This window comes from Micromonospora sp. NPDC049240 (assembly GCF_040647835.1).
Taxonomy (GTDB): Bacteria; Actinomycetota; Actinomycetes; order Mycobacteriales; family Micromonosporaceae; genus Micromonospora.
Map to the genome: position 1 here is coordinate 287,752 of NZ_JBEZCX010000010.1, position 18,241 is coordinate 305,992.

20 protein-coding genes, 2 tRNA genes and 1 pseudogene are annotated in these 18,241 nt (G+C 72.7%); 12 read left to right on the top strand and 11 right to left on the bottom strand.

The genetic code is table 11. The annotated features are described in order from the left end of the window. Positions 1–37: 37 nt before the first annotated feature. Positions 38–1,315: an Ig-like domain-containing protein gene (locus AB0B02_RS18025; RefSeq protein WP_357301468.1), complete on the top strand. Its 1,278-nt coding sequence runs from the start codon at positions 38–40 to the stop codon at positions 1,313–1,315. 191 nt (positions 1,316–1,506) lie between these two features. Beyond that, positions 1,507–2,805, top strand: a complete 1,299-nt coding sequence (locus tag AB0B02_RS18030) for an Ig-like domain-containing protein (protein WP_357301470.1) — start codon at positions 1,507–1,509, stop codon at positions 2,803–2,805. On the opposite strand, the gene AB0B02_RS18035 is transcribed toward AB0B02_RS18030, so the two are convergent. Together AB0B02_RS18035 and AB0B02_RS18040 are read right to left on the bottom strand one after the other, a co-directional pair. Continuing rightward, a complete protein-coding gene (locus tag AB0B02_RS18035) occupies positions 2,711–3,205 on the bottom strand; it encodes a tyrosine-type recombinase/integrase (protein ID WP_357301473.1) in 495 nt (164 codons plus the stop codon). The two genes, AB0B02_RS18030 and AB0B02_RS18035, sit on opposite strands and share 95 nt — an antisense overlap. Then, positions 3,196–3,492: a hypothetical protein gene (locus AB0B02_RS18040; RefSeq protein ID WP_281936003.1), complete on the bottom strand. Its 297-nt coding sequence runs from the start codon at positions 3,490–3,492 to the stop codon at positions 3,196–3,198. Before AB0B02_RS18040 ends, AB0B02_RS18035 begins: the two co-directional genes overlap by 10 nt. A gap of 347 nt (positions 3,493–3,839) precedes the next feature. Between AB0B02_RS18040 and AB0B02_RS18045 the strand changes: the two genes are divergently transcribed. Continuing rightward, positions 3,840–4,154, top strand: coding sequence for a hypothetical protein (locus tag AB0B02_RS18045; RefSeq protein WP_357301477.1), 315 nt, complete (start codon positions 3,840–3,842; stop codon positions 4,152–4,154). 358 nt (positions 4,155–4,512) lie between these two features. Here AB0B02_RS18045 and AB0B02_RS18050 read toward each other — a convergent pair. Together AB0B02_RS18050 and orn are read right to left on the bottom strand one after the other, a co-directional pair. Further along, positions 4,513–4,588: transfer RNA gene (locus tag AB0B02_RS18050), tRNA-His, on the bottom strand. 90 nt (positions 4,589–4,678) lie between these two features. Beyond that, entirely contained in the window at positions 4,679–5,269 is a 591-nt protein-coding gene (gene orn / locus AB0B02_RS18055) for an oligoribonuclease (RefSeq protein WP_357301480.1), read from the bottom strand. Positions 5,270–5,342: 73 nt separating this feature from the next. Between orn and AB0B02_RS18060 the strand changes: the two genes are divergently transcribed. Further along, positions 5,343–6,626, top strand: coding sequence for a glycosyltransferase 87 family protein (locus AB0B02_RS18060; protein ID WP_281936009.1), 1,284 nt, complete (start codon positions 5,343–5,345; stop codon positions 6,624–6,626). Between the two features lie 211 nt (positions 6,627–6,837). On the opposite strand, the pseudogene AB0B02_RS18065 reads toward AB0B02_RS18060, so the two are convergent. The 3 genes and pseudogenes from AB0B02_RS18065 to AB0B02_RS18075 form a co-directional block, all read right to left on the bottom strand. Next, positions 6,838–7,065: pseudogene (locus tag AB0B02_RS18065) on the bottom strand (hypothetical protein); the annotation flags it as partial. Positions 7,066–7,784: 719 nt separating this feature from the next. After that, positions 7,785–8,513: a YcnI family protein gene (locus tag AB0B02_RS18070; protein WP_357301485.1), complete on the bottom strand. Its 729-nt coding sequence runs from the start codon at positions 8,511–8,513 to the stop codon at positions 7,785–7,787. 16 nt (positions 8,514–8,529) lie between these two features. After that, the gene (locus tag AB0B02_RS18075; protein ID WP_281936015.1) at positions 8,530–10,197 is read right to left on the bottom strand and encodes a copper resistance protein CopC; all 1,668 of its coding nucleotides are present in this window, start codon (positions 10,195–10,197) and stop codon (positions 8,530–8,532) included. A 201-nt stretch (positions 10,198–10,398) separates the two neighbouring features. On the opposite strand from AB0B02_RS18075, the gene AB0B02_RS18080 reads away from it, so the two are divergent. Genes AB0B02_RS18080 through AB0B02_RS18095 form a run of 4 tightly spaced genes read left to right on the top strand, consistent with a single transcriptional unit; the run spans position 10,399 to position 13,347 of the window. Beyond that, positions 10,399–10,986: a sigma-70 family RNA polymerase sigma factor gene (locus AB0B02_RS18080; RefSeq protein ID WP_357301489.1), complete on the top strand. Its 588-nt coding sequence runs from the start codon at positions 10,399–10,401 to the stop codon at positions 10,984–10,986. A gap of 30 nt (positions 10,987–11,016) precedes the next feature. Further along, on the top strand, positions 11,017–11,535 hold the full coding sequence (locus AB0B02_RS18085) for a MauE/DoxX family redox-associated membrane protein (RefSeq protein WP_281936020.1): 519 nt from the start codon (positions 11,017–11,019) through the stop codon (positions 11,533–11,535). Further along, positions 11,528–12,244, top strand: coding sequence for a thioredoxin domain-containing protein (locus AB0B02_RS18090; protein ID WP_281936022.1), 717 nt, complete (start codon positions 11,528–11,530; stop codon positions 12,242–12,244). Before AB0B02_RS18085 ends, AB0B02_RS18090 begins: the two co-directional genes overlap by 8 nt. Beyond that, positions 12,241–13,347, top strand: a complete 1,107-nt coding sequence (locus AB0B02_RS18095) for a hypothetical protein (RefSeq protein WP_357301494.1) — start codon at positions 12,241–12,243, stop codon at positions 13,345–13,347. Before AB0B02_RS18090 ends, AB0B02_RS18095 begins: the two co-directional genes overlap by 4 nt. 141 nt (positions 13,348–13,488) lie before the next feature. Here AB0B02_RS18095 and AB0B02_RS18100 read toward each other — a convergent pair whose 3' ends face one another. From AB0B02_RS18100 to AB0B02_RS18115, 4 genes are read right to left on the bottom strand one after another with little or no spacing between them, the layout of a single operon-like run. Then, a complete protein-coding gene (locus tag AB0B02_RS18100; RefSeq protein WP_357301497.1) occupies positions 13,489–14,256 on the bottom strand; it encodes an ABC transporter ATP-binding protein in 768 nt (255 codons plus the stop codon). Beyond that, positions 14,253–15,023, bottom strand: coding sequence for a cobalt ECF transporter T component CbiQ (gene cbiQ / locus AB0B02_RS18105; protein WP_357301500.1), 771 nt, complete (start codon positions 15,021–15,023; stop codon positions 14,253–14,255). The genes AB0B02_RS18100 and cbiQ overlap by 4 nt, the downstream gene beginning before the upstream one ends. A 15-nt stretch (positions 15,024–15,038) precedes the next feature. Beyond that, complete coding sequence (locus tag AB0B02_RS18110) at positions 15,039–15,452, bottom strand: PDGLE domain-containing protein (protein ID WP_281936049.1); 414 nt, start codon at positions 15,450–15,452, stop codon at positions 15,039–15,041. Beyond that, positions 15,449–16,171, bottom strand: a complete 723-nt coding sequence (locus AB0B02_RS18115; RefSeq protein ID WP_357301504.1) for an energy-coupling factor ABC transporter permease — start codon at positions 16,169–16,171, stop codon at positions 15,449–15,451. The genes AB0B02_RS18110 and AB0B02_RS18115 overlap by 4 nt, the downstream gene beginning before the upstream one ends. A 124-nt stretch (positions 16,172–16,295) precedes the next feature. Between AB0B02_RS18115 and bcp the strand changes: the two genes are divergently transcribed. The 4 genes from bcp (at position 16,296) to AB0B02_RS18135 (ending at position 18,076) form a co-directional block, all read left to right on the top strand. Next, a complete protein-coding gene (gene bcp / locus AB0B02_RS18120; protein ID WP_107162775.1) occupies positions 16,296–16,766 on the top strand; it encodes a thioredoxin-dependent thiol peroxidase in 471 nt (156 codons plus the stop codon). A 31-nt stretch (positions 16,767–16,797) separates the two neighbouring features. Beyond that, positions 16,798–17,394 carry an HNH endonuclease gene (locus tag AB0B02_RS18125; RefSeq protein WP_357301508.1) on the top strand — a complete coding sequence of 199 codons (597 nt, stop codon included), beginning with the start codon at positions 16,798–16,800 and terminating at the stop codon, positions 17,392–17,394. Then, positions 17,385–17,462, top strand: a tRNA-Leu gene (locus AB0B02_RS18130). The genes AB0B02_RS18125 and AB0B02_RS18130 overlap by 10 nt, the downstream gene beginning before the upstream one ends. 89 nt (positions 17,463–17,551) lie before the next feature. After that, the gene (locus AB0B02_RS18135; RefSeq protein WP_357301511.1) at positions 17,552–18,076 is read left to right on the top strand and encodes a GNAT family N-acetyltransferase; all 525 of its coding nucleotides are present in this window, start codon (positions 17,552–17,554) and stop codon (positions 18,074–18,076) included. The last annotated feature ends 165 nt before the right edge of the window (positions 18,077–18,241 follow it).

An 18,241-nucleotide genomic window follows, 5' to 3' on the forward strand; every position in this document is an offset into this window, starting at 1 on the left:
CACGATGTCCGCCAGGCACGCTACGACAGGGGTGGGCATGGGCAGGTTCGCGCGGGCCGGGGCGATGGTGGGCGTCCTGGTCCTCACGGCGTCGCTGGCACTGACCGGGTGCGGCGGCGGCGAGGAGAAGCCGGCCTTCGTGCCCGGCCAGCAGCAGGAGGTCGGTGGCGTCTCGTCCACCGCGCCGGATCCGTCGGGCACCCCGTCGAGCGACGCGGCCCCCGCCGCGTCGCCGCTGTCGGTGAGCCCGGCCGACGGCGCGACCGGCCGGCCGGCCAGCACCGAGATCAGCGCCCGGGTCCCGGGCGGCGGCACGGTGTCGAAGGTCGTCCTGACCACCGCCGACGGCACGGCGGTCAACGGGCGGATGCGGCGCGACGGCTCCAGCTGGGTGCCGTCCTCCCCACTGAAGTACGCCACGAAGTACACCGCCACGGTCACCGGGACCGGCACGGACGGCGCGACCCACCAGGGCACCAGCACGTTCACCACGATGGGCAAGCCGAAGTCCACCATCGGCTCCGGCCTCTACCTGTTCAGCGACAAGACGTACGGCGTGGCCATGCCGGTGGTCGCCGAGTTCTCGCCGGGCATCCCGAAGAAGGACCGGGCCGCGGTGCAGAAGCGCATGTTCGTGCAGACCGATCCGCCGCAGCCCGGCGCCTGGTACTGGGTGGCCAACGGCACCCAGGCCTACTACCGCGCCCCGGAGTACTGGAAGACCGGGACCACGCTCACCGTCCGGCTGGCGCTGGCCGGCATCCCGCTGAGCAACGGCCGCTACGGCAACGTCGACCGGAACGCCACCGCGAAGATCGGCCGCGCGTTCGAGATGACGGTGGACAACGCCACCAAGAAGATGACGGTCTCGGAGAACGGCGCGGTGATCCGTACGCTGCCGGTGAGCCTGGGCAAGAAGAGCACCCCGTCCTCCAGCGGCACCATGGTGGTGATGGAGAAGAAGGAGTCCACCGTCTTCGACACCCGCGACGAGCCGGACCCGAACAACCAGTACGTCACGAAGATCGACTTCGCCCAGCGGCTCACCTGGGGTGGTGAGTACATCCACGCCGCGCCCTGGTCGGAGGGGGTGCAGGGCCGCCGGAACGTGTCGCACGGCTGTGTGAACGTGTCGATGGCCGACGGTCGGTGGCTGTTCGGCAAGACGCTTGTCGGCGACCCGATCACGGTGAAGGGCACCGAACGGCGGCTGGCGCCCGGCAACGGCTGGACGGCGTGGAGCCTGAGCTGGTCGGAGTTCGTCGCCGGCAGTGCCCTGCCGGTGCCGAAGGGCGGGCAGGGCGCGCCGTTCTAAGCGGCGTACCGTTGTCGGACGCGGCCGCTTGCGGCGGTGCCGGGACTCGTCCCCAGCAACGAAGCGCCGGACGACGACAGAATCGTTACACCGTCACCGGGGTGTTCCGGTTCACTTCCGGCAACGAGTACCCGGTCCGACGCGTCTGACCAGAGACGATCGGGACCGCGCAGCACACTTGTGAGGGAATCATGCGAGCTGGCCAGGACGAACCGATCCGGGGCGGGAGCGCCCGCCGCGGCGGGCGCCGCGCATTCGCCGCCGCGGTGCTCGTCGCCACCATGGCGTTGACGGCCTGCACCGGCGGCGGCGACAAACCGTCGAGCTGGCAGGGCGGCGGTGACGGCGGCGAGAAGGCCCCGAAGGCGGCGGCCACCATCAGCGAGCCGGCCGCCGACGCCAAGGACGTCCCGGCCACCACCGCCATCACCTTCACCACGAAGGACGCGCAGGAGACCGCCGTCGAGCTGAAGGACGCCACCGGCAAGGCGGTCGAGGGCACCCTCGCCGCCGACGGCAAGAGCTGGGAGCCCGCCGCCGCGCTGGACTACGCCCAGACGTACACCGCGACCGTGACGGCGACCGGCGACGACGGCAAGCCGGCGACCGCCACCAGCACGTTCACCGTGATGGCCAAGCCCGCCAAGCAGGTCCGGGTGACCAGCTTCCTCGGCGACAACCAGGTCGTCGGCGTGGGCATGCCGCTGATCGTGAAGTTCGGCCGGGCCATCCCGGAGGACTACCGCGACGACATGCAGCGCCGGATTACGGTGACCGCGCAGCCGGCCCAGGAGGGCATCTGGCGCTGGATCAGCCCGACCGAGGTGCACTACCGGCCCAAGACGTTCTGGAAGGCCAACAGCACGGTCTCCTACCAGGTGCGGGCCAACGGGCTGCCGCTGGGCGACGGCTGGTACGGCCGTTCCGACCTGACCGTCGACGTGAAGATCGGCCCGTCGTTCGTGATGACGGTGGACAACCGCACCAAGCGGATGACCGTCACCAAGGACGGCAAGGTCGTCAAGACGATCCTGGTGAGCCTCGGCAAGAAGAGCACCCCCTCGTCCAGCGGCACCATGGTGGTCATCGAGAAGCTCCGGCACACCGTCTTCGACACCATGGAGGAGCTGGGCCCGGAGGAGGGCTACCGCACCGAGATCGACTACGCGCAGCGGCTCACCTGGGGCGGCGAGTTCATCCACGCGGCCCCCTGGTCCGAGGGTGTGCAGGGACGCTCGAACGTCTCGCACGGCTGCGTCAACGTCTCGATGAAGGACGGCAACTGGCTGTTCGCCAACACCCGCCTCGGCGACCCGATCACGGTCAAGGGCACCGAGCGCAAGCTCCAGAACGGCAACGGCTGGACCGACTGGAACATGAGCTGGGACGAGTACGTCAAGGGCAGCGCCCTGCCGTACGAGCCGCCGGCCGAGCCGGGCGACGACGCCAGCCCGGCCGCCGGGACGCCCAGCGCCGAGCCGACCGCCTGACCGGACCCCGCACACGACGAAGCCCCCTCCCGGAGGAGGGGGCTTCGTCGTTGGGGTGACTGATGGGAATTGAAACCGCCGTGGCATCTAGGTCACGGCGGTGACCACCGTTTCCCGTGCTAGATGCCTCGGGTTGCGTCGGGCTCACTGCTCCCAGTCTGCCCCAGCCCGAACGCGGCAACGCCGCATCCAACGCCGCCGCGATCCGCTCATCCACCGCCAGCACCAGGTGCCCGTATCGGTCCGACGTGACCGTGATCGACGCGTGCCCCAGACGCCGCTGGATCGCCGTCAACGACGGCGGCTCCTTCGCCGACAGCAACCACGCGACGTGGCTGTGCCGCAGATCGTGGAACCGCAGCCCCTCCACCCCCGCGGCGGCGACCGCCGTCAGCCACACCCGCCGGAAGTTCCGCGCTCACCCTCGTCAGCGAAGTCCTGACGGTCCTGGTGATCGACGCGGAGGTATTCGACCATCTCGCCTGCGCCTTCGTCGACCGCAACGACGAAGGCGCGGTTCTGGCGGAGAGAATCCCGTTCACTGAGGCTGGCGTTCGCGAGCTGCTCAGCTCCGGCCGCGTCGCGCCAGCCGGCACCGGGTGCCTGGAGCTGGCGTGGCGGTGGCGCGACGAACGGGCGCGCGCCTGACCTCGGTGTCGCCTTGCCGACGAAGCGGTCACGGTTCACCGATCGGAGACCCTACGCTCCGCGTCCGATGCCCTCTTCACTCGTTGGCGCGTCTGTGACCAACCGCGTCTGTTAGTGGATCTTCCGGGTAGGTAACCTCAAGAGGCAAGGAGCGTTTACCGAGTGTCACGCCCCAAGCACAGAGTTAAAGAACTTGAGGACGTTCTCCGCGAGGCTGAGCGCAAGAACTGGAGAGTTGACGGCGGGGGCAACAGGTACTTCAAGCTGTACTGCCCATGCCCTGAAAAGCACTGGAAGACCGTGAAGTGCACCCCCTCTGGTGCGAACTACCTAAAAGATCTTATTGGACAGCTCAAACGAGCCACATGCTGGGAGAAGGGATGATCATGCAGCAGCATCGCATCGCGATCCAGATGACGCTCGAAAGTACGCCACACGGCACCGACGCGCAGTACGAGGAGTTCCTCGACGCCGTGCAGGAACACCTCGACAACCTGGACTGCGAGGTGCAGATGGCTGCCAGCCTGGCCGATCGCACCGTGGAGTTCGCCACGAGCATCGAAGCAGACGACTTCGAGAGCGCCGTCCACATCCTTCTGTCGCAGGTACGCACCGCCCTGCACGCCGCGGAGTGCCACACGGAAGACTGGCCGCAGTACGTGGCGACCGACCGCAGCGTCCGAGAGCTACACGCGGTCTGACCATCCAACGCAACGCCCCGCCCACCCGAAGGTGAGCGGGGCGTTGGAGTTCCCCACCGAGGTGCCGGTACCGCGAACGCTCCGGTGGCGGTCGCCGCCTCGGGTCGGCCGGTGGAGTGCCAGCTCATGGTGAAGGCGGGGCATCGGCATGAGATGCGCTACCGCTGGCAGCCAGCCCGCACCGCCACCCTCTACCTGCTGGTCTGCGACCTCATCGGCTGCCCCGCACCGGCAGACCGTGGGGGCGTTCCGCGTCGGCGTGGCCGTCGGCAGGATGCGCCGCCTGTGACTGCCCCCGCCGTACTCCCCGGATACGCGTCAGGGCCGGTGAAAACCGGCCCTGAACTGGGGTAACGCTTGGGGTGACTGATGGGAATTGAACCCACGACAACCGGGACCACAACCCGGTGCTCTGCCAACTGAGCTACAGCCACCATGCTCGCCGCTCCGGTCACCCGGGCGGTGCGCGGACCAATAATAGCCACACCCGGCCCCGCCCCGTCCACCGGGTTCCGACCCGGACGTCAGAGCTGGGCGGCGATCGCCTTCGCGGTCTCCACGTCCGGGCCGGGCAGCGGCACGAACAGGGTCCGCCGGTAGTACTCCAGCTCCCGGATGCTCTCCCGGATGTCCGCCAGCGCGCGGTGGGCCAGGCCCTTCTGCGGCTGGCCGAAGTACACCCGCGGGTACCAGCGACGGCACAGCTCCTTGATCGAGGAGACGTCGATCATGCGGTAGTGCAGGTGGGCGTCGAGCCGGGTCATGTCGCGGGCCAGGAAGCCCCGGTCGGTGGCGATCGAGTTGCCGCACAGCGGCGCGGTCCTCGGGTCCTTCACGTGGCTGGTGACGTAGTCGAGCACCAGGTCCTCGGCCTCGGCGAGGGTGACCGTGGACCGGCGTACCTCCTCGGTGAGGCCGGACTTGGCGTGCATGGTGCGCACGATCTCCGGCATGCCGGCGAGCGTCGCGTCGTCGGCGTGGATCACCACGTCCACGCCGTCCCCGAGCACGTTGAGGTCGGGGTCGGTGACGAGCGCGGCGACCTCGATCAGGGCGTCCCGGCCGAGGTCGAGCCCGGTCATCTCACAATCGATCCAGACGAGAAGATCAGCCACCGGGACAGACTACGCGCCGCCGACCCGCCCGCGCCTCGGCACGGTCGGCCAGGTGGACCGCTAGGGTTTCCCCGTGCCAGCCGAACCCGTCGCCCCACCCGCCGTCACCCCGGACGACGCGGGCGGGCGTACGGCTCGGCGGGTGGTCACGGTGCTGGCGCTGGCGGCCATGCTGCCGGCGCTCTACCTGCCCGGCTTCGTGCACGACTACTTCGACCTGAAGATCTACATGCGGGCGATGGACTGGTGGGCGGCCGGGCACCCGCTCTACGACTACGTCCAGCCGGACCGGGTGCAGGGCGCGCTCTACTTCACCTATCCCCCGTTCGCGGCGCTGCTGCTGCGCCCGTTCGCGCTGCTGCCGCTGGGGGTCACGATCGCCGCGTTCACGGTGCTGACCGTGGCCGGCGTGGTGGTCACCACCCGCTGGCTGGTGACGCCGGTGCTGCGGCGCCACGGCCTGCCCCGCGTGTTCGGCCTGACCGTCGCCGTGCTGCTGGTGCTGGCGGTGGAGAGCACCCGGGAGACGATCACCTTCGGGCAGATCAACATGCTGCTGGTGGTGCTGATCCTGGCCGACTTGCTGTTCGCCGTACCGCAGGGGCGGCGCTGGGCCGGCGTGGGCGTGGGGCTGGCGGCGGCGCTCAAGCTGTTCCCCGGGATCTTCGTGCTCTATCTGCTGGCCGCCCGGCGATGGCGGGCCGCGGCGGTGGCGGCGGCGACCGCGACGGCGGCCACGTTGCTGGCGGCGGCGGTCGCGCCGAACGACTCGTGGCGGTTCTGGACCCATGAGCTGTGGGCCACCGACCGGGTGGGTCGCACCGACTACACCGGCAACCAGTCCCTGTTCGGGCTGCTCAGCCGGATCACCGCGCCGGAGGAGCCGAGCCGGCTGCCGTGGCTGGTGCTCGCGCTGCTGGTCGCCGGCTACGGGCTGTGGCGGGCGGCGCGCGCGGCGCGGGCCGGGGACGCGCTCGCCGGCCTGACGCTGACCGGCCTGGTCGGCGGCCTGATCTCCCCGATCACCTGGACCCACCACCTGTACTGGTTCATTCCGGCGGTGGTGGTGCTGGTGGACGCCGCGCTGGACGCCGACCGGTCGACGGCGGCCGGGATCCGCCGGCGTCGTGGCCTGCTCGCGCTGGCCGTGGGCACCGGCGTGGTGATCGTGTACGGGGTGGTGACGTTCCAGGACTGGGGCGCCGGTCCGGCGCGTACCGACGACCCGGTCGACTTCGTCACGCGTAACGCGTACGTGTTGCTGAGCCTGCTGCTGCTGGCGGTGCTGCCGGTCCGCCGGCGAACCGCGACGGTCGTTGAACGGACAGACCTCGCAAACGGTGGCGTTCGGCGCTAATCTTGTCCCAACTACCTCTGTTTTCTCCCAGGTAGCACCGAATTCCCCCGGTGACGGTGGCCCTCCGCGTCGGCAGCGCGGAGGGCCACCTGCCGTCCTGCCGGGATCACCTGTCGTCCCGCCGGGAGATCGGCGGCCACGACCAGTCACGGCCGGCCGGCAGGTCGGCCAGGCTGGCCGGGCGCCGGCTCGGCGCGGAGGAGATCGCCGCGCGGCTCCGCTCACCGGCGACCGGGCCGACGGCGACCAGTTGCCGGTCCGGGCCGGACGCCCGGTCCGGTTGTCGGCCCAGCTCGCTCAGCGAGCTGATGCCGAGCCGCCCGGCCAGCACCGGGACCTGGTCCGGCTCGACCACGAAGACCACCTCCCGGGGCCGGTGCGGGCGCAGCAGCACCAGCACCGCCAGGACCACCAGCAGCGTCCCGCCGGCCAGCGACGCCCACGCCACGCCCGGGAACCAGCCGGCCCGCGCCTCGCCCCGCAGGCTCAGGTCGAGCCCGCCGGCGCCGTCGGCGCGCATCACCACCAGGCTCAACGACCGGTCGCCCAGCTCGGCGGGGCGCCACTGGAGCGAGCCGACGCCCTGGCGTACCCAGAAGGACTGCCCGGCCGGGACGGCGGTGGCGACGCCGGCGGTGGCCGGGTCGAGCCGGACCGGCAGCGGGCCCCGGGTCACCGCGACGCGCCGCACGGTGCTGTGCGGGACGTCGGCCAGCCACCGGCGCACCTGGTCGGTCGGGGCGAGGCCGAGGAACACCGGGCCACCGGCGTCCCGCGCGGCCAGTCGCAGCCGGACCTGCCCGGTGCGGGCCGCCGGCAGGTCGGCCCGCAGCAGCGCGTCCACGTCGGTCACCACGACTGCGCGGGCGGGCGTGCGGACCGGTTCGAAGCGGGCGGTGAAGCCGCCGGCCGGATCGGCGTGCCGGGCGGTGAGCCAGAGCCCGGCGCCCAGCAGCAGCGCCGGAATTCCCAGGGCCAGCAGCAGCATGCCGGCGATCGTGCGCACGAAACGCATTCGCGTCGTCCCTCTCGGTAGCCAACTACCCGGCCGACCTTACCGACGACGCTCCGCCGATCGCCGGATATCCACCGCACCCGGCCCACCGACGGCCACCGGCCCGGCGGAAGTGATCCGCCGGGCCGGTGACCGTGCCGTGCTCAGGACTTCGCGGTGGGCTCCCGCCGGGTTCGCGCGAACGCCAGCCCACCCAGGACCAGGCCGGCCAGGCCGGCGACCAGCCCGGCCACCCCGAACGCGGTGGCCGCCCCGGAGTCGGCGTCGTCATCGTCGTCGTCCGCCGCGACGGCCGGCGCGCTCGCGCCGGGGGACGCGGACGCCCCACCGGCGGCCAGCGCGAGCACCGGGGCCGGGTTCTCCGGCTCCTCCGCGCCCGGCGTGGGCTCCTCGATCCAGCGGGATACGTTGCCGTCGGAGTACGTCTGGAGCACCTTGAACACCATGGTGTCGACCTGCGGCAGCGGCCCCATCGACACCGGGAACTCCTGGAACTCGCCCGGCTTCACGCCACCGTTGGGCGCCGCCGTGAACGTGAGCTTGGAGACCGCCTCGGTGAGCTGGCTGCCGTGCACCTCGACCGGCGGGTCGACCTTGCGCTTCTCCACCGCCACCGTCCAGCCCGGCACCGGCATGGTGGAGACGGAACCGACAGGCGCGTTCTCCGGCAGGTTCACCTCGACCTTGACGGTCGACGCCGTGTCGCTCTCGTTCGGCACCCGGAACGCGAACCGGCCGTAGCCGCCCTGCGTCCCCTCCTTCGGGTTGATCGTGACGTGCGCCGAGGCCGACCCGGCCAGGCCGAGCACGGTCGCGGAGACGGCGGCGAGAGTCAGCGCGGCGGCGGTCGCGGAACGCCGGAGACGGATCATCAGAGGGAACCTTCCGTTACTTGATCGGCACGGTGGCGGTCACCGTGGCCTGGTCGATGTCGGACGTGCGGACGGTGATCCGGAGCTGCCAGTCGCCCCGGGCCGGCAGGCTGACCTCGCCTGTGGCGTGGTTGTCGCTCAGCGGCAGCAGCGGCACCGTGATCGGCTCGATCCCGGCCGACGGCAGCGCCGCGGTGACCTTCCACTCCTGCACCGCCTGCGGCCGGTTGTCGGTCGTGTAGGCGTAGAGGTGCAGCGAGTTGTTGCCGGTCTCGGCCGGGTCCAGCTCCACCTGGAGGGAATACTTCGGGCTGCTCAGCGTGGTCGAGAAGTAGTCGACCGAGCCGCCGGTCACGCCGGTGCCCGCGGTCCGCGCCGGGGTGGTCTGCACCAGCGTGGCGGACAGGCCGAGCACCACCGCGGTGATCACCAGCTCGGCCACCACGGCCCGCCGCATCGCGCCCGGCCGGCCGGCGGCGACGCGCCGCCGCACCAACGCCCGGGAGTACGCGGCCACGCCGATCACCAGCGCGAACAGCGCGATCTTGGCGAGCAGCAGCCGGCCGTACGTGGTGTCGACGAGCGCCTTCGGGGTGGCCACCTCGATCAGCCCCTGCACGGTGCCGGCGAGCAGCAGCGCGGCCACCGCGAGCGCGGCCCAGCGGGACCAGATCGGCAGGATCGCGCCCAGTTCGCGCTCGTCGGCACGGCGCAGCAGGAAGACCGCCAGCATCACCAGGCCGCCCAGCCACACCGCCATGCCGCCCAGGTGCACGGCGTCGACCACCACCGAGACCGCCGGCGCGGGCGAGGCGGCGGCGTGGCCGGCGAGCGGCCAGGTGAACAGCGCCGCCCCGCCCAGGACCGCCAGGATGATCCCGTCGGTGCGGCCGACCGGCCCGGCGAACAGCGGACGGAGCAGGAACGCCGCCGCCGCGAGCAGGCCCAGCCGGACCAGGTGGGTGGTGCCGTAGGCGCTGCCCAGCACGTCGCCCAGGCCCGCCGAGGTGACGTCGAACAGGCCGCCGCCGTTGGTGTAGGGCACCTGGAGCCACAGCTCGGCCAGCGTGGCCACCGCCAGCACGCCGAGCCCGGCCCAGGCCAGCCGCGCCGGCCCTCGCCGGGACAGCCGGCGCGGCCAGAGCGCGGCCAGCACCAACGCCGGGCCGACCAGCAGCAGCAGACCGACGTAGCCGGCGTACTTCGCCACCTTGACCGCGTTCTCGGTCACCGGGTTCGCCCGGTTGTCCGAGCCGGTGTCGGTCGGCGGTTCGGACGGGGCGCCGACCGAGTAGGTGAACGCGCCGGAGACCGGGTGGCTGTCCGCCGAGATGACCCGGTAGCTCACCAGGTAGGTGCCGCGCCCGCCGGACGGGTCCACCGGGATGCTGACCTCGGCGCCCCGGAACGTCGGCTCGCCCCGGTCGGCCCGCGAACCGTCCGGGGCGATCACCCGCACCTTCCCGGGGACCTTGCGGACCCCCTCACTGAACGTGATCACCACCTGGGCGGGCGCCTCGGGCACCACCGCGGAGGCGGCGGGACTGCTGCTCACCAGCACCGCGTGGGCGCTGGCCGGAGTGGCCGGGGCGAGGAGCAGTGCGAGCAGGAGGAGCAGCAGCCCGGCGGCGGCTCCGGAGCGGGCGGCGACGGCCCCGGGCGGGCGGCGTACGGCAGCATTCATGACCGCCATGGTTCCCGAACCGCGCGGCCTCCGGCGAGCCGACCTCCGGCGGGCACGGTGAGGTGCCCGGCCCGCGTGCTGGTCGGAGGTCATGCGGGGGTAGTCGGTGAGTGGGTGGGAAAAGTTCCCGGCGTGTGCCGGACCACGGAATGGGCCGAAGGACCCTGTCCGGCACAGGTACGCCGCGTAACCTCGTCTGACGTGATCCCCGCCCCGCGCGACACCGCCGCCGACCGCCTCCGGGCGGGGCCCGGGGCTGCGCGGGAGACGGTCACCGACTGGGCGCTGGCGGCCCGGCACGGCGACCCGGACGCGCGGGCCGCGTTCGTCCGGGCCACCCAGGCCGAGGTCTGGCGCTTCACCGCCGCCCTGGTCGACCCGGACAGCGCGGACGACCTGACCCAGGAGACCTACCTGCGGGCGTTGCGCGCGCTGCCCGGCTTCGAGGGCCGGTCCACCGCCCGCACCTGGCTGCTCGGCATCGCCCGACGGGCCTGCGCCGACCACCTGCGTACCCTGGTGCGCCGCCGCCGGCTCGACGAGCGGCTCGCCGCCCAGGCGGCCACCGACCGGCCGTACCCGGACCCGGCCGGCCAGCTCGGCGCCACCGACCTGGTCCGCCGGCTGCCCGCCGAGCGACGCTCCGCGTTCGTGCTCACCCAACTGCTCGGCCTCTCCTACGCCGAGGCCGCCGACGTGGAGGGGGTGCCGGTGGGCACCATCCGTTCCCGGGTCGCCCGGGCCCGCGACGAACTTGTCGACGCCGTCGGCGACACGCGGGCCGGATAGCGGGAACCTTTCGTGACCGCCGGACGACGAATGACTGTGCACCCCTCCCCTGCCGCCGCGCGCTGGCCGGCGCTGCGCCCCTGGCTGGGCGTCGCGGCCCGCCTCGGCCTGGCCGCCGTCTGGCTGGTCGCCGGCGGCGCCAAGGTCGGTGACCTGGCCGCCTCCGGCCGGGCCGTGAACGCCTACCAGGTGATGCCGTACGACGTGGCCACCGTGATCGGGGCGGCGCTGCCGTTCGTGGAACTGGCCCTCGGCCTGCTGCTGCTCGCCGGGCTCGCCACCCGGGTGAGCGCCGGTGTCTCCGCGGCGCTGCTGGTGGTCTTCGTCACCGGCATCGCCTCGGCCTGGGCCCGCGGCCTGGCCATCGACTGCGGGTGCTTCGGCAGCGGCGGCCAGCTCGGCGCCGGCGAGACGCCGAGCTACCTCCCGGAGATCCTCCGGGACCTCGGGTTCCTGGCGCTGGCCGGGTTCCTGCTGATCTGGCCCCGCACCCCGTTCTCGGTGGACGGGTGGCTCGCGGGCGACACCGTGGAGGACGACGATGAGTAGCCGCAAGGGCCGCAAGGACGCCTCGCGCGTGGTACGCGAGCAGATCGCCCGGGAGAAGCGCCGCAAGCGCACGCTCTTCACCACCATCGCCGCGGTGCTGGTGCTGGTCATCGCCGGCGGCATCGGCTGGGCCGTCTACTCCTCGCAGAAGTCCGACGACTTCACCGCCCCGCCCGGCGCGAACGACGCCGGCACCGGCATCGTCGACGGTTCCGGCCCGGTCACCATCGACCTCTACGAGGACTACCTCTGCCCGGTCTGCAAACAGTTCCAGCAGGTCAACGGCGAGACGGTGAACCAGCTCGTCAGCGAGGGCAAGGCCAAGGTGGTCTTCCACCCGGTCGCGTTCCTGAACCGCTTCTCCACCACCGAGTACTCCACCCGCTCCTCGGCCGCCTCCGGCTGCGCCGCGAAGGGCGGCAAGTTCCGCGAGTTCACCGACCAGCTCTTCGCGAAGCAGCCGAAGGAGGGCAGCGCCGGGCTCAGCAACGACGAGCTGATCGACATCGGCGTGGGCGTCGGGCTGAACCGGGACGACTTCGGCTCCTGCGTGAACGACGGCACGTACACGGCGTGGACCGGGCACGTCACCGACGAAGCCAGCCGGTCCGGCGTCACCGGCACCCCCACCATCAAGGTCAACGGCACCGAACTGGCGGACAAGAGCCCGGACGGCATCAAGGCGGCCGTGGCGGCGGCCGGCAAGTGATCCCCGCACCGCTGCGCCGGGCCGGGTTGCTGGTCGCCGCCGCGACCACCGCCCTGCTCGCGTTCGCCTCGCCGGCCGCCGCGCACGGCGCGGACGCGCCGGACGGCACCGACTACCGGGCCACCGTCACCGGCGTCGGCCCCCAGCGGGCCGGGCTGACCGCCCGGATGGTGGAGGCCGGCGCGCGGCTGGAGCTGACCAACCGCGGCGGCGCCGACGTCACCGTGCTCGGCTACTCCGGCGAGCCGTACCTGCGGATCGGCCCCGGCGGGGTCTTCGAGAACAGCCGCTCGCCGGCCACCTGGCTGAACCGCACGATCGCCGGGGAGACGCGGCTGCCGGCCGAGGCCGACCCGGCCGCCGCGCCGGCCTGGCGGCGGATCGCCGACGGGCCGACCTACCGCTGGCACGACCAGCGCACGCTCTGGCGCTCCGACGGCCCGCCCGCCGCCGTCGCCGCCGATCCGGGCCGCGTCCAGCGGGTCCGCGACTGGGTGGTGCCGCTGCGCGCCGGCGACACCCCGACCGAGGTACGCGGCACGCTCGACTGGGTGCCGCCGCCCGACCCGTACCCGTGGTGGGTCGCCGCCACGCTCGGTTTCCTGACGCTCGGCGCGGCCGGGCTGGTGCCCGGCGGCACGGCTGCCGGCGTCCGCGCGCTGCGTGCGGTCGGCGGACTGCTCGCCGTGGGGGGCGCGGCCACCGTGGCGCTCACCGTCGGCCGGGCGCTCGACACCGGCGCGCCCGGGGCCGGCGGTCTGCTCGCCGAGCTGGTCACCGGCCAGGTGTGGACGCTGCTCACCGGCCTCGGCGCGCTGGCCGCCGGCGGGTACGCGCTGGCCCGCCGGCCGGCCGCCGACTTCACGCTGGCGCTCGCCGGCGCCTGCCTCACGCTGTTCGCCGGCGTGTCCAACCTCGCCGTGCTGGCCCGCTCGGTCCCCCCGGCCGCCGGCCCACCCACGCTCATCCGGGTCCTGGTCACCGTGGCGCTGGCCACCGGCGCCGGCGCGGTCGCCGCCGGCCTGCTCCGCCTCCGCACCGCCACCCGCTCCGCCACCCGCACCCCCCGCCCCGCTCACCCCCACGCAACCCCAGTGCCCTAACCCACCCCACCCCACCCCACCCCGCCCACCCCGGCCCGGCCCACCCCGGCGATCTTGCAGTTGCGGCCCGCGCGCTGCGGCTTATGTTCGTTTTGTCGGGGCGGAAAGTGCAAGATCGCCGAGCCGGGGGCGGGGGCGGGGTCAGGGGCGGGGGAGGTGCGGGGTGAAGCCGTAGGGGAGTTCCAGGCGGTGCTGCGCGAGCAGGGGGGCGTCGGCGAGGAGGTCCGGGGTGGGGGCGTCGGCCACGATCCGGCCGCCGTCCAGGATCACCGCGCGGGGGCACAGCTCGGCCGCGTACGGCAGGTCGTGCGTGACCATCAGCAGCGTCACCGGCAGCGCGCGCAGGATCTCCGCCAGCTCCCGGCGGGCCGCCGGGTCGAGGTTCGACGACGGCTCGTCCAGCACCAGGATCTCCGGCCGCATCGCGAGCACGGTGGCCACCGCCACCCGCCGCCGCTGCCCGAACGACAGGTGGTGCGGCGCCCGGTCCCGATGCTCGGTCATGCCCACCGCCGCCAGGGACTCGTCGACCCGTTCCGCCAGCTCGGCCCCGCGCAACCCCAGGTTGGCCGGGCCGAACGCGACGTCCTCCGCCACCGTGGGCAGGAAGAGCTGGTCGTCCGGGTCCTGGAAGACGATGCCGACCCGGCGGCGCACCTCGGCCAGCGTGCCCCGGTCGCGGGAGACGGTCAGGCCGCCCACCTCGACCGTGCCCTCGGTCGGGGTGAGGATGCCGTTGAGGTGCAGCACCAGCGTGGTCTTGCCGGCGCCGTTCGGCCCGAGCAGCGCCACCCGGGCGCCGCGCGGCACGGTCAGGTCAACCCCGTGCAGGGCGACGTGACCGTCCGGGTACGCGTACCGGACGCCACGGACGTCCAGGGAGAGCGGCGGCTGCACGTACCCGATCATTGCAGGACGAGCGCGGCGGCCGCGATGGAGGCCGCGATCACCGGGACCGTCGCGGCGACCGCCCACTGCCCGGCGGTGGCCGCGCCGGCCCTCTGCCACACCGCCGGCATCCGGCCGGTGTAGCCGCGCGAGACCATCGCCAGGTAGACCCGCTCGCCGCGCTCGAACGCGCGCAGGAACAGCGCGCCGACACCGGCCGCGAAGCCGCGCAACTGCCAGAGGAAGCGCGGGTCGTCGCCCCGGGACACCCGGGCCAGCCGCATCCGCCGGGCCTCGCCGACCAGCACCTCCAGGTAGCGCAGCATGAACGTGGCGATCTGGGTGAGGATCTGCGGGCAGCGCAGCCGGTCCAGGCCGAGGATCAGGTCCCGGGTCGTGGTGGTCGCGGCCAGCAGGAGCGACGCGAGTACGCCAAGCGTGCCCTTGGCCAGGATGTTGAACGCGCCGTGCAGCCCGTCGACGGAGAGGCTCAGCCCGGCCACCCCGACCCGCTCACCGGTGCCGAGGAACGGCAGCGCGAACGCGAACAGCACGAACGGCAGCTCGATCAGCGCCCGGCCGAGCAGCCAGCGCGGGCCGACCCGGGCCAGCGCCGCCACGGCGACGACCAGCAGCGCGTACCCGCCGAGCGCCCAGTACGCCTCCCGCGGCGTGGCCACCACCGCCACGGTGAACAGCACCATGGCGGTGATCTTCACCTCCGGCGGGAGGCGGTGCACCGGCGAGCCGGACTCGCGGTAGAGCACGTGCCCGTGCCCGGCGCCCATTCGTCGCTCCCCGGCTCAGCGGGTGCCGGAGGGCTGCGCGGTGGTCCCGCTGTCGCCGCCCGCAGGACCAGCGGTTGCCGGGCCACCGGTTGCCGGGCCGCGGCGGCGGGCCAGCCAGAACAGGCCGCCACCGAGCGCGAACGTGAGCAGCACGCCGAGCACGCCGGACAGGCCGGTGGAGAGGAAGTCGTTGCCGATCCCCCGGACGCCGTAGTCGGCCAGCGGGCTGTCCGCCAACTCGTGGTCCTTCGCCTGCTGGGCCGGGCAGCTACCGCCGGTGATCTCGTCGTCGGCGTTCACCGTGCAGCCCTTGAGCAGCGAGGAGTCCAGCCCGTCCGGGTGGGACGAGGCGTAGTTGCTGACCACGCCGGCCAGCAGCAGGGCGATCAGCAGGCCACCGAGGAGGAACGGCCAGGAACGCTTGCTCATCGGGCACCTCCGGCGACCGAGACGGCGAGAGCCGGTACGGCCGGCTTCTTCAGGGCGCGCAACGCGTACACCAGATCGGGGCGGACCTTGGCGACGGTGACCACCGTGGTCGCGGTGATCAGGCCCTCGCCGACGCCGATCAGCAGGTGGGCGACGGCCATCGTGCCGGCCAGCCCGCCGAGGTTGCCGCCGAGGTCGGTGGTGCCGCCCAGCCAGTACTGGAGCACGAAGCCCTGGGACGCGACCACGACGCTGACCAGCGCGGACACGAACGCGGTGACCGCCAGCCCGGCCGGGGTGCGCGGCAGCACCCGCAGCAGCAGCGCGATCAGCAGGTACGCGGCGGCGGTGCCCAGGATCGCCATGTTGGTGATGTTGAGGCCGAGCATGGCCACCCCGCCGTCACCGAACACCAGGGCCTGCACGACCAGCACCACGGCGACGCAGAGCGCGCCCACCCACGGGCCGACCAGCAGCGCGGCGAGTGCGCCACCGAGCAGGTGGCCGCTCACTCCGGCGGTGAAGATCGGGAAGTTGAGCATCTGCACGGCGAAGATGAACGCGGCCACCAGGCCGGCCATCGGCGCCAGCCGGTCGTCGAGGTCGGCCCGGCCGCGCAGCACGCAGAACGTGAGCGCGGCGAGCGCGAAGGCCGCGAAGATCGCGGCGACGGGACCGTCGATGATCCCGTTGGAGATGTGCATCGCCAGGGTTTCCACGGGCAGAGCCTATTTCCCGTGAGTCGTTGTTGCCAATCCCTTGCAACAAGCAATGGTGATGATCACCGTCCGGCCGCGCGTCGCCGCCCGCCTCCGGCCCGCGCGCGGCGGTATCGTTCCCGCCATGACCGACCGCCTGAACCCCGGCGACCCCGCCCCCGACTTCGCGCTCCCCACCGACGACGGCGGGACGCTCTCCCTGGCCGACCTGCGTGGTCGCAAGGTCATCCTGTACGCGTACCCGGCTGCCATGACGCCCGGCTGCACGAAGCAGGCGTGCGACTTCCGCGACTCGCTCGCCTCGTTGCAGTCCGCCGGCTACCAGGTGGTCGGCATCTCCCCGGACAAGCCGGCGAAGCTGGCGAAGTTCCGCGAGCGGGACGCGATCACGTTCCCGCTGGTCGCCGACGAGGACAAGGCGGTGCTGACCGCGTACGGGGCGTACGGCGAGAAGCAGTCGTACGGGCGCACCGTCACCGGCGTGATCCGCTCCACGTTCGTCATCGACGCCGACGGCAAGATCGAGCGGGCGCTCTACAACGTCAAGGCCACCGGGCACGTCGCCAAGTTGCGCCGCGACCTCGGTCTCGACTGACGCTGTCGGAGGCCGCCGCTACCGTCGGCGGGTGGTCCGCTACCGGTACTCCCCCGAACTGCTGGCCGCGACCGCCGCGCAGGCGCACAGCGTCACCGAGGTCATGCGACTGCTCGGGGTGCGGATCAGCGGCGGGTCGCACGCGCACATCAGCCGGCAGCTCAAACGCTTCGGCGTCGACACCTCACACTTCACCGGGCAGGCCCACAACAAGGGCGGGCGCGGTGTCCGCCTGCCGGTGACGGCGCTGCTCACGAACCGCCCGGAGGGCAGCCGCAGAGTCGCCGGCCATCGACTCAAGCGGGCGCTCCGCGCGATCGGCCTGCCCGACGAGTGCGAGGCGTGCGGGATCGGTGCCACCTGGCAGGGTGCGCCGCTCACCCTGCACGTCGACCACATCAACGGCGACTTCCTGGACAACCGTCCACGCAACCTGCGGCTGCTCTGCCCGAACTGCCACAGCCAGACCGCCACGTACGCCGGCAACCGTAGGCCGGCCGTGCCGACGCCGGACGTGGTCTACGATCCGGAGGCTGTGACACCGACCGGCTTCCCGATCGGCAGGCGCCTGCGGCGTCGGCCAGAATGGCCGTGGAGGACGACGGTGTTCACCGTGAAGGGGTCGTAGCCCAATTGGCAGGAGGCATGCGGTTTAGGTCCGCACCAGTGCGGGTTCGAGTCCCGCCGGCCCTACCACCCGTTCACCGGTGCCGTTCGGCACCGGCGGCTGTCGGGAAGGTCACGAACGCAGGTCCGGGCCGCGTCGTCACGCGCAGGATGGCGGCGTGGACCTGCGTTTCGTGCTCGACCCCGACCTGACCCCCGAGCTGCGCGAACGGCTCGTCGCCCTCTGGGTGGCGGCGACCAACGCCGGCGGCGCGGTCGGCTTCGTCGCCCCGGTGAGCGCCGCCGAGGTGCGCCCGGTCGCCGAGTCGACGCTCGCCGACGTCGCCGACGGACCGGACCGGCTGCTCGCCGGCTACCAGGGTGACCGGCTCGTCGCCGTCCTGGTCATCAGCGACAACCGCTTCCACCTCAAGACGCACTGGCGGGTGCTCAAGCGCGTCATGGTGCACCCCGACACCCAGGGACGCGGGTACGGCGCGGCGCTGATGCGTGAGGCCGAGCGGGTGGCCCGCTCGCTGGGCGTGACGGCGCTGCACGTGACGGTCCGCGACGGGCTCGGCCTGGACCGCTTCTACCGCCGCCTCGGCTATCGCGAGGTCGGCCGTCTCCCCGCCGCCCTACGCCTGTCCCCCACCGACTCCCGCGACGAGATCCTCATGTGGCAAGACCTCCCCCTCCCCTGACAGTGATGATGTGGGAGCGGGTCACCCGGCCGGTCTGACTCACCCTCTGACTGACCGTGGTGTCTTCTAGGGGATTCGTCGACTTGCCCGGGTGACCCGTTCCTGCACTCACCTGCTGGGCGTTCGTGACCTGATAGGAGCCTGTGCAAGAGGTCCCGTCACTGT

Coding starts and splice junctions, on each gene's coding strand:
- AB0B02_RS18090 (WP_281936022.1), top strand. CDS start 11,528: ATGAGTAGCCGCAAGGGCCGCAAGGACGCCTCGCGCGTGGTACGCGAG.
- AB0B02_RS18100 (WP_357301497.1), bottom strand. CDS start 14,256: ATGATCGGGTACGTGCAGCCGCCGCTCTCCCTGGACGTCCGTGGCGTC.
- cbiQ (WP_357301500.1), bottom strand. CDS start 15,023: ATGGGCGCCGGGCACGGGCACGTGCTCTACCGCGAGTCCGGCTCGCCG.
- AB0B02_RS18045 (WP_357301477.1), top strand. CDS start 3,840: ATGCAGCAGCATCGCATCGCGATCCAGATGACGCTCGAAAGTACGCCA.
- AB0B02_RS18075 (WP_281936015.1), bottom strand. CDS start 10,197: ATGAATGCTGCCGTACGCCGCCCGCCCGGGGCCGTCGCCGCCCGCTCC.
- bcp (WP_107162775.1), top strand. CDS start 16,296: ATGACCGACCGCCTGAACCCCGGCGACCCCGCCCCCGACTTCGCGCTC.
- AB0B02_RS18110 (WP_281936049.1), bottom strand. CDS start 15,452: ATGAGCAAGCGTTCCTGGCCGTTCCTCCTCGGTGGCCTGCTGATCGCC.
- AB0B02_RS18085 (WP_281936020.1), top strand. CDS start 11,017: ATGACTGTGCACCCCTCCCCTGCCGCCGCGCGCTGGCCGGCGCTGCGC.
- AB0B02_RS18030 (WP_357301470.1), top strand. CDS start 1,507: ATGCGAGCTGGCCAGGACGAACCGATCCGGGGCGGGAGCGCCCGCCGC.
- AB0B02_RS18025 (WP_357301468.1), top strand. CDS start 38: ATGGGCAGGTTCGCGCGGGCCGGGGCGATGGTGGGCGTCCTGGTCCTC.
- AB0B02_RS18070 (WP_357301485.1), bottom strand. CDS start 8,513: ATGATCCGTCTCCGGCGTTCCGCGACCGCCGCCGCGCTGACTCTCGCC.